We start from the raw sequence: 2308 nt of genomic DNA, 5'->3' as shown, positions 1-2308 counted from the left end.
ATAAATTCTTTATCTTCGATGTCTAAATCGATATTATGGATTGCTTTAAATTCATCTTCATAAATTTTACCGACTTTATTTAATTGAACTTTTGCCATTTTATCCTCCTATTAACCTTTCACTGCCCCTGCAGTTAAACCTTTAACCATGTTCTTAGATCCGATAACGAAGATGGCTAGACTAGGTATCATTGAAATAATAACACCCGCTACCATTAAAACTAATGATTGTGAGTCTACACTATTCAACATTGAAATCCCGATTTGAACAGTTCGCGCATTATCGTTATTCGTTACTAGTAACGGCCACATATACATGTTCCAACCTGCAAGGAATGACTGAACGGCCATTGAACCAAGCGTTGGTCTCAGTAATGGGAACATAATTTCAAATACAAATCGTAAATCTTTACACCCATCCATTTTAGCTGCTTCATAAATTTCATAAGGGAAGTTTTGTAGCGCTTGTGTACATAAAAAGATGTTAAATGCTGAAGCCATAAATGGCAGGATCAACACAATAATTGAATCATTTAAGCCCCAACCAGATACCATCAAGAATTGAGAGATAATTACCGCTTCACCTGGTACCATCATGGTAGAAAGGATTATGGCATACACTAATTTACTGCCTTTGAAATTTACAAATCTGAAAGCAAAACCGGCTAATAAGGATGTCAGAATCTGCAAGAAGGTTACAGATGTTGCTACGATAATTGAGTTGATGATATAACGACCTAAAGGGGCGATATCAAAAACTTGAACGAAGTTTTTTAATGTTGGGTTTTGCGGGAATAGAATTGAATTTGGATCATATAATTCAGCTGATGGTTTCAAGGCCATTAATACGGCATAAATTAAAGGAAACATCATAAAAAGCCACATGATAACGTTAAGGACATTTACACCTATTCGTTGAACGTTTTGCTGCATCAAATATTTTTGATCTTGTTTATTACGGTTAGTAACTGCTGTTGAATTTGCTTGCGTGCTGGCCATTATTTATTACTCCTTCCTCGAATGATGAACATGATAATAGTTAAAATCATAATGATGACGAATAAAACAACTGATTCTGCTGAGGCAAAGCCATACCGATAATTCATAAAGGCATTCTTGTAAATATCGTAAACAATTACGTTCGTTGATTCACCTGGACCTCCTTTAGTCAAGATATTGATTTGACCGAAACCTTGGAAGGCGTTAATCACATTGGTTACAATAACAAAGAAGAAAGTTGGGCCTAATTGAGGAATGGTAATATTGATAAATTTTTGAAAACCGTTGGCCCCATCAATTGAGGCACTTTCATATAAAGAATCATCAATACTCGCTAATCCAGAAGAGAAATATAAAAAGTTCATCCCTGAATTTAACCAGCCAGTTAAAATCCCTACAACTACCAGAGACCATGTTGGATGAGTTAAAAGGTTCTGATTAGTGCCGATTAACTTGTTTACAATCCCTACTGTCGGGTTTAACATGACTTGGAAAATCATGGCCATACCTGCAGATGCAATAGCCATTGGCATCGCATAAGAGGTAGAGAAAAATCTAATCCCAGGAAATGACCGTTGACATAGCATAGCCGCTATTAGTCCGACTGTCACACCAAAAAGTACAACAATCAAAACAAACTGGAATGATACCATCATAGAGTTCCAGAATGATTTACTGGCAAATAATTCAGCATAGTTTCTCAATCCAAGAAACTGAGACATTTGACCGAAAGAATCTGTTAGATATAGCGAACGGAAAATCGTTTGGATAAAAGGCCAAAACATAAATATTGTTAAAACTAACAAAGCTGGTAACAAGTACATATAAGGTTGGATTTGTTCACCCAAGGTCTTCTTCGCTTTAATGATTACAATTTCATCTGTACGTTCCAAAATTGTGCTCCTTTCAAAATATAAAACAGCCGGAAAAAGCTTCCGGCTGTACAAAGTCTAAATCTTATTGATTCGTCGCATTGTAGTTCTCAAGCGCTGCATTTGTTTGATCAGCCATATTTTGAACTGCCTCTTCTGCAGTGATTTCATTATTTAATAGACGCTCTAATTCTGCTTCGAAGTACATACGTGCTTCTTGGTTTACACCAGATAAAGCACCTTGATCTTCAGGTGTTGCATCATGTAATTGGTCAATCGCTGTTTGGAATTGAGGGAATTCTGCTAAGTTATCTTTGAATACTTGTTCGTCATGAGCATTTTTGTTTACAGGGAAGTAACCTGTATCTGCATTCCATTGCGCTTGAACTTCAGGTGTTACTAGGTATTGCATGAAGTCCCAAGTAGCATCTTTCTTAG

3 protein-coding genes are annotated in these 2308 nt (G+C 36.4%); all 3 read right to left on the bottom strand.

What is annotated here, in order from left to right; all coding sequences use genetic code 11:
• Positions 1–110: 110 nt before the first annotated feature.
• Positions 111–998 (bottom strand): carbohydrate ABC transporter permease, encoded by an 888-nt coding sequence (locus ACRCJ0_RS12225; protein WP_431390596.1) that lies wholly within the window; start codon positions 996–998, stop codon positions 111–113.
• On the bottom strand, positions 998–1891 hold the full coding sequence (locus ACRCJ0_RS12220) for a carbohydrate ABC transporter permease (RefSeq protein ID WP_431390595.1): 894 nt from the start codon (positions 1889–1891) through the stop codon (positions 998–1000). The genes ACRCJ0_RS12225 and ACRCJ0_RS12220 overlap by 1 nt, the downstream gene beginning before the upstream one ends.
• Before the next feature lie 64 nt (positions 1892–1955).
• Positions 1956–2308 (bottom strand): extracellular solute-binding protein (locus ACRCJ0_RS12215; protein ID WP_431390594.1); only part of this gene is annotated, 353 nt, incomplete at its 5' end.

The sequence above is a fragment of the Aerococcus sp. L_32 genome (assembly GCF_050689315.1).
This window is presented reverse-complemented; position numbering and strand designations above follow the sequence as displayed.

Bases quoted from the DNA above. Each gene is read 5' to 3' on its own strand.
- ACRCJ0_RS12225 (WP_431390596.1), bottom strand. From the start codon at position 998: ATGGCCAGCACGCAAGCAAATTCAACAGCAGTTACTAACCGTAATAAA.